The organism is Nonlabens dokdonensis (assembly GCF_002162835.1).
Taxonomy (GTDB): domain Bacteria; phylum Bacteroidota; class Bacteroidia; order Flavobacteriales; family Flavobacteriaceae; genus Nonlabens; species Nonlabens dokdonensis_B.
The window spans coordinates 1,173-8,868 of sequence record NZ_MAAX01000152.1 but is presented as its reverse complement, the minus strand read 5'-3'; the positions used below and the strand labels follow the sequence as shown (position 1 = coordinate 8,868).

Here is a 7,696-nt window from a genome sequence, read left to right as displayed (position 1 = left end):
TTATGAAAGTGAAAACAATTTTAGTTTCCCAACCTGAACCTAAAATGGAAAATTCACCATATCAGAATTTGGTGGATCGAACTAAGGTGAAAATAGACTTTCGCTCCTTCATACATGTGGAAGGAGCACCTGCTAAAGAGGTAAGGGAGCAAAAAATAGATTTATCTAAGTTCACAGCTATTATTTTAACGAGTCGTAACGCTGTAGATCATTTCTTTAGAGTAGCTGAAGAGATGCGTTATAAAATTCCTGATTCCTTGAAATATTTTTGTCAAAGTGAAGCAGTTGCTTACTACTTACAAAAATATGTAGTGTATCGTAAACGTAAAATTTATGTAGGTAAAAGGACCTTTTCTGAATTAAGTCCTTTAATAAAAAAACATAAAAATGAAACTTTCTTAGTTCCTAGTTCTGATAAGGTAGGAGGAACCATGAATGAAGAACTAGACAAATTAGGTATTAAATGGACCAGCGGTACTTTTTTCCGTACCGTTATAAGTGATCTCTCTGATCTAGCAGATGTGAAATATGATGTTTTAGTATTCTTCAGCCCTAGTGGAATTGAATCTTTATTTAAAAACTTTCCAGAATTCACACAAGAACAAACTCGCATTGCTGTTTTCGGTAATACAACTATGAAAGCTGCAAAAGATAAAGGATTAAGAATTGATATTCAAGCTCCTACTCCAGAGTCTCCTTCTATGACTATGGCTATAGAAAATTATATTAAGGAAAAGTCATAAGTAGATCGTTATCGCTTTCGCGAAAGCGGAAACATAACACATTCACATACGAACATTAAATAAAAAAAACGTCCTGAAATAATCAGGACGTTTTTATTTACATCTATCCTTTAAATCAACAATTTGATTTAAAGTTTTCTAGGTGGTCCACCTGCCAGTATTTCTTCAGAAGCCTGAGACTCAAATTTCTTAAAATTGTTTATGAAAAATTCTCTAAGCTTTTCGGCAGTTTCATAATAACCTTTATCATTATTCCATGACTTACGTGGGCTCAACACCTCTGTAGGCACATTAGGACAAGTTCTAGGTTGCGCTACACCAAACATAGAGTGTACATGATAATTACCTTTGTTTGCCGCCTCAAGAGAGCCATCTAAGGCTGCTGTTATCATTGCTCTAGTATATTTTAACTTCATACGACTACCTACACCGTAAGGTCCACCAGTCCAGCCAGTATTTACTAACCATACTGTAACGCCTGCTTCTTTCATCTTTTTACTCAGCATTTCGGCATACGCAGTAGGATGCAAAGGCATGAATGGAGCACCAAAACATGCTGAAAAACTAGGTACAGGCTCTGTAACTCCAGCTTCTGTTCCTGCTACCTTAGCTGTATAACCACTTATAAAGTGATAAGCTGCCTGGCCAGGAGTCAATTTAGAAATAGGAGGCAATACTCCAAAGGCATCTGCAGTCAAGAAGAAAATATTCTTAGGATTTTTACCCTTAGAAGGTTTTTTAATATTCTCGATATGATAAATAGGGTAACTCACTCTTGTATTTTGAGTTATCGTAGTATCTGTAAAGTCTACACTTTTATCTTCTTTAAAAACAACATTTTCAAGAATCGCACCTGGTTTGATTGCGTTGAAAATCTCAGGTTCTCCCACTGGATCAAGATTAATCACTTTTGCATAACAACCACCTTCAAAATTAAACACTTCATTGTTTTCTGTCCAGCCGTGCTCATCATCTCCTATCAGCGCTCTTTCAGGATCTGTAGAAAGCGTTGTTTTACCAGTACCACTAAGTCCGAAGAAGATTGCTGTGCTCCCATCTTTACCTTCATTTGCACTACAGTGCATAGGTAAGGTGTTTTTATAAACTGGTAGAATAAAGTTTAATGCACTGAAGATACCTTTCTTAATTTCTCCTGTGTAACCAGTACCTCCTATAAGAGCTATCTTTCTAGAGAAGTTAAGAATAGCAAAATTGTGTTGTCTAGTACCATCTTCATCAGGTACAGCCATAAATCCAGGAGCATTTATTACAGTCCATTCTGCTTCAAAGCTATTCAACTCTTCTTCAGTAGGTCGTATAAACATGTTATAGGCAAACATATTAGACCATGGATATTCATTTATTACTCGCAATTTGAGTCGGTAATCTTCATGTGCGCAAGCAAAAGCGTCTCGCACAAAAAGCTCTTTACCATCGAGATAGCTGGTCACCTTATCTAGCAAGGCATCAAATTTATCTGACTCAAAAGGAATATTAATGTCACCCCACCAGACTTTTTCTTCTGTTACTGAATCTTTTACAATAAATCGATCCATAGGAGATCTACCTGTAAATTCACCAGTGTTTACTGCAAGTGTGCCGTTATCAGTTTCTTTACCACCATAATCTTCTACAGCTCTTTTTTGTAGAGTTTCTGGTGCGAGTTGGTAATTGATTTTGGAATTTTTGATTCCCCATTCGGTTAACGCAATCGTTTGCGTAGCAGAGGTGTTTGAACCCATAATAATCTGTTTAATTAGATTTTGAGCAAAAATATAACACTTAAATGGGTCTCACTAATTATTCACAGAATTATGTGCAATGATTTTCCAAAGTGCAAATAACCACCCACATATAAGACTTAAACCTCCTAATGGTGTTACCGGCCCTAAAAACTTAAGATTGATATTGAGCCATTTAGATACTGACAATCCATAAATACTGAAAGAGAATAATATCACCCCAATAACAAATAAATAAAATATCACGCTTTTAGTCGAGTCACTCAAAATGCTCACTTGAGAAAATATAAGTAAAGCAATGGCGTGAAATAATTGGTACCTCACCCCAGTTTCAAAACTTTTAAGTTGTTGAGGCTCTAACACCTTCTCCAGTGCGTGTGCGCCTAAAGCTCCTAAAACGACAGCAATAACAGCAAAACTACATCCGGCAATTAATAACTTTTTTTCCATTGTATTCAAATATTAGATGAAGTCTATTAAATTGCTGCAAAATTACAACAGCCATGCGTCACATCTTAATAATAGGTGCAGGAAAATCTACAGGAGTTTTAGTGGATTACCTTTTAAAAAAATCTATTGAACACCAGTTACATTTAACCATTGCAGATAAACAACTTGAGAGTGCTCAAACTTTGAGTCAGAACCACTCAAATGCTGTCGCAATTGAACTAGATGTATTTGAACCAGAACAACGTAAACAACAAATTAAGAAGGCTGACATTGTAATTTCTATGTTACCAGCTCGATTTCATATTGAGGTAGCAAAAGACTGTGTTGCTTATAATAAAAATATGGTAACCGCTAGTTACGTAAGCCCAGAAATGGAAGCTCTTAATACAGAGGTAAAGGAAAAAGGCCTGATTTTTATGAATGAAATAGGTGTTGATCCTGGTGTTGATCATATGAGCGCAATGCAGGTGATCGATCGTATTAGGAATCAAGGCGGTAAAATGATATTGTTTGAGTCATTTACAGGTGGACTAGTTGCTCCAGAAGACGATAATAATTTATGGAATTATAAATTTACTTGGAATCCTCGTAATGTAGTTACTGCAGGACAAGGTGGCGCGGCAAAATTCATTCAAGAAGGAAAATATAAGTATATTCCATACCATAGACTTTTTAGAAGGACCGAGTTTCTTGAAGTAGAAGGCTACGGTCGTTTTGAAGCTCTTGCAAATAGAAACAGTCTTAAGTATAGAGAAGCGTACGGTTTAAAAGATATTCTTACCTTATATCGAGGCACCATGCGTCGAGTAGGCTTTAGTAAAGCGTGGAACATGTTTGTTCAATTAGGCATGACAGACGACACTTATGTTCTAGAAGGATCAGAAAACATGACTTATCGCGATTTTGTAAACAGCTTTTTACCATACTCTCCTAAGGATAGCGTGGAGCTCAAAATGAGACACGAGCTTAAAATAGATCAAGACGACATTATGTGGCTTAAATTAGAAGAGCTAGATATATTTAATAAAGAGAAAAAAGTAGGATTAAAAAATGCTACTCCAGCACAAATGCTACAGGCTATTTTAGAAGACTCTTGGACCCTACAGTCTGGAGAGAAGGACATGATTGTTATGTACCATAAATTTGGTTATGAATTAAATGGACAGAAGAAACAAATTGATAGCACCATGGTCTGTCTAGGCGATGGTGAATTACAAACTGCTATGGCCAAAACCGTAGGACTACCTGTAGCCATAGCTGCTTTAAAAATTCTTGATGGAGAAATCAATAATCCAGGTGTACAGATTCCTATAAACCCTTCTGTATACAATCCTATTCTCAAAGAACTAGAAGTAAATGGTATCCGCTTTCGCGAAAGCGAGACTGAGTACCTAGGCTACAATAAATTAAACCTTTAAGATGGTACTAATACTTAAGTAAAATATAAAAACCTTTGAGAACACTCAAAGGCTTTTTAATACAAATATTATCTCTTCTAGCGTCTTCTCAAAAAGATAGAAATAAAATACAGAAGGGTTGCTAATGATCCAATAGCTGCTACTAGATAAGTTCTTGCAGCCCATTTTAAAGCATCTTCTGCTCCTGCATGTTCCTCTTGTGTGAGCATCCTTTCATTTTCTAACCATGCAAGTGCTCGATTACTAGCATCATACTCTACAGGTAATGTTATAAAAGAAAATAAAGTTCCCATTCCATACATGATGATCCCTGCTAGAAGTAACCAACTACCAAAGGCTGTACTCGCAGCTAGAGCTATACCTCCTATAATTACCCATTGAGAGTATTTAGATGCTATACTTACAACAGGCACTAGTGAAGAGCGCATTCCTAACCATGAATACGCTGTAGCGTGCTGTACTGCGTGACCTACTTCATGAGCAGCTACTGCTGCTGCTGCTGCATTACGCTGTGAATATACTGCTTCACTTAGATTAACAGTTTTATCTCTAGGATTATAATGATCTGTCAACTGACCAGCGACTGATATTACCTTAACATCAGTAATATTATTATCGGCAAGCATTTTTTGAGCAATCTCTGCACCACTCATTCCGTTTCTTAGGCTCAATTTAGAGTAATGCTTGAATTTAGATTTAAGCTTGTTACTCACATACATACTCACAAGCATAACTAGTCCACCTATCAAGTAATAGCCCATCATACCTCCGTTCATCATAATTTGAAATTTTATGTAATAAATTTAAACATTTTAGTGTTTAATTCTTCATTTTGAAGAATGCTAAAATTATGGAATTGATGTAATTCTCAAATTATCTGTCAAATGACCAATTCATAATATCTGTGCGCAGTCCCACATTTAACCAGGTAGTACTTTCTCCTTGAACCACTGAATTATTAAACTGTGGATTTTGGCTGCGATAAATAACCTGTCCAAAAACTTTTAATCTACTTGCAGGATTAATAATGTATCCAGCTTCTAAATGCCCATAAAAGAAATTTGAGGTGTTTCCTTGTGCTAACTCATTACCGTTGTCTGAAATACGACTGTCCTCTGACCTGTAAATATCTCCACCGTAAAAAGCATTATTCCCATTAGCTAGAACGTCATATCCTCTTTCTCCATATATTGCTTTTGCTATACCATACCATCTATCTTTTGTGTACCTTCCTATAAGAATGGCTTCATAAAAATTTGCTCCCCATGGATGTGCTAGTGCTTGATTACTATTACCGTAATTTAAGACCACCGTATTATGAGAGTACGTATAAGGTCTCACTCTATTATATTCTAATTGCATCATTAAATTAGGAACTTTGAAGGCGTTTTGCCATTTTACACCTAATTGATAAGCACTTTTATTTTGATAACTACCATCACCATTTACTACTGAAGCTCCAGAGAACTCATCAATGGTTAGTTGTCCGTATCCCGTAATTGCATCAGTAAATTTGTACTTTGCAGTAAAGCCTAGAAGAGCGTTTCCTCCACGAGAACCAGTTTGTAATTCTATGGACTGATAAAATATTACTGGATTGAGGTAATTGAAATCAAAACCTCTTTGATTATCATCCTGCCACAATACACTTTCAAAGAAACCTAGATTAAGTCTTCTACTTACATTATAACTTAAATAATGATGTGTCATGTATTTAGTACGAAATGAATCATCGGCCGTTACTTCTGGTCTTACATCTCTCAATGACGTATATAAAACCGTGTAATCTAGCTTCCAAAATTTTGCATTCAACTTGAAATAGGGAAATGGCTGTGAATTATCACTCAATACTAACGATCTATAACCATCTCCTATAAAATGCTGCCCGTGACCTAATTGTAAATCAAAATACTTACTGGGCTTGTAATTAACATAACCAGTCGCCACAGGATAATCAAAAATATTTTCACCACCATCCTCAGCAATTCCACGGCCAGGCACTATTCCTGGATTTCCACCATCCGGTGCTCTAGAACTCACCTCTCTAGCAAAATATCCTGAAAATCGTGCTTGAGATTCTTGAACACTAGCGCCGAAAGTGATTTGCGACCCTATCCCACCACTCACGTTTACTAATCGTGTATTGTTATAAGTGGTAATCTCTTCTCGTGAATCTCTACCTAGCTGTAAATCTACTCCAGGATCAACCACAAACCAGTAATTCTCTCCTGCTACTTCAAAAAAGTGCTCATTAGACCACTTGCGACCTAACCATGTTTCTCTATCTAAAAGCATAGCCTCACGCTCAGCTTCTAGATCAAAATATTGATCTACATAATTAAAAGAATAAGGTTTAACAGCGGTATGAGCATTGTTTCCTATTCTATTCATCGCTGCTTCGTAGCGGTGATATCTTTGGTATGATAATGGAATTATAGCGTCAGATTTCAGTTGGTTCCTATCATATTGATCACTTATAATAGAGCTGTATTCTAGATTCGCTTTCGCGAAAGCGATGCTATCCTTCTTTCTATTTTGAGCGTCCTGATTTTTTTGATCATCTACTTGAGAATTGCTGTAAATTTTAAAGGAGCCAGAATCCTTCATAGGCACAGGAATGTTGAGTATGAACTGCATATAAGTCGGACTTGCATTAAATGTAGGCGGTTCTATTTGAGAAAGTAGCCCAAATGACTTGAGCATCTCTTCTTTAACTTTGGCTTCAAAAGCATCTGCTCTTATAAGCACAAACTTTCCATCACGATCTACTTCAAACCTCAACGTGACGGATCGATCTGTAGATTCATCATTCTCTATTGGATGTTGATAATTTGCCTTTAACTTAGAATATAATTGCTCGTAAAAGCAATCTTCTAAAATGTCGGGCTTCACATCTTTACACTCATCAAATACAGGAAACTTTTCTATATCAGATTGGGCCATCAAACTCGTGGTAGAAAATATAAGAAAAAGTAATAAATGTAGAGATTTCATGATATTGAGAGTATAACGCAAATATACTTTTTTTAATAACTGCTTAAAAAGAGAAAAGCCATGAATACTCATGACTTTTACCTTCATTTATTGCATTTTAATCGTGTACTTGAAACCTTAAAGGCAATGAGTAGGTAACATTTACCGGCATATTATCTATCTTACCTGGAGTCATTTGAGGCAAGTTAGATATTACCTTTAAAGCTTCTTCCTCTAGATCTTTATTAGGTGCTTTTACTTGAATATCTCGAGGCAAACCATCTGTACCTATAGTAAATACTACCGCTATTTTTACTACATCTTTGCTATTCAATGATCGACCTAGGCTTGTATCAAATTTGCGCTGTAC

General features: G+C 36.1%; 7 protein-coding genes. 2 read left to right on the top strand and 5 right to left on the bottom strand.

What is annotated here, in order from left to right:
* The first annotated feature begins 2 nt into the window (after positions 1–2).
* Positions 3–743, top strand: a complete 741-nt coding sequence (locus tag A9Q93_RS09775) for a uroporphyrinogen-III synthase (protein WP_303687207.1) — start codon at positions 3–5, stop codon at positions 741–743.
* 128 nt (positions 744–871) lie between these two features.
* Here the strand turns inward: A9Q93_RS09775 and pckA are convergent, their stop codons facing one another.
* Together pckA and A9Q93_RS09765 are read right to left on the bottom strand one after the other, a co-directional pair.
* Positions 872–2,485 carry a phosphoenolpyruvate carboxykinase (ATP) gene (pckA, locus tag A9Q93_RS09770; protein WP_303687206.1) on the bottom strand — a complete coding sequence of 538 codons (1,614 nt, stop codon included), beginning with the start codon at positions 2,483–2,485 and terminating at the stop codon, positions 872–874.
* Positions 2,486–2,539: 54 nt separating this feature from the next.
* On the bottom strand, positions 2,540–2,935 hold the full coding sequence (locus A9Q93_RS09765) for a DUF423 domain-containing protein (protein WP_303687205.1): 396 nt from the start codon (positions 2,933–2,935) through the stop codon (positions 2,540–2,542).
* A gap of 53 nt (positions 2,936–2,988) precedes the next feature.
* On the opposite strand from A9Q93_RS09765, the gene A9Q93_RS09760 reads away from it, so the two are divergent.
* Complete coding sequence (locus tag A9Q93_RS09760) at positions 2,989–4,353, top strand: saccharopine dehydrogenase family protein (protein ID WP_303687204.1); 1,365 nt, start codon at positions 2,989–2,991, stop codon at positions 4,351–4,353.
* Positions 4,354–4,430: 77 nt separating this feature from the next.
* On the opposite strand, the gene A9Q93_RS09755 is transcribed toward A9Q93_RS09760, so the two are convergent.
* The 3 genes from A9Q93_RS09755 to A9Q93_RS09745 form a co-directional block, all read right to left on the bottom strand.
* Positions 4,431–5,117 (bottom strand): zinc metallopeptidase, encoded by a 687-nt coding sequence (locus A9Q93_RS09755; RefSeq protein ID WP_303687208.1) that lies wholly within the window; start codon positions 5,115–5,117, stop codon positions 4,431–4,433.
* A 109-nt stretch (positions 5,118–5,226) separates the two neighbouring features.
* On the bottom strand, positions 5,227–7,434 hold the full coding sequence (locus A9Q93_RS09750) for a hypothetical protein (protein ID WP_303687203.1): 2,208 nt from the start codon (positions 7,432–7,434) through the stop codon (positions 5,227–5,229).
* Positions 7,435–7,444: 10 nt separating this feature from the next.
* A partial coding sequence (locus A9Q93_RS09745; RefSeq protein WP_303687202.1) for an energy transducer TonB occupies positions 7,445–7,696 on the bottom strand: 252 nt, incomplete at its 5' end.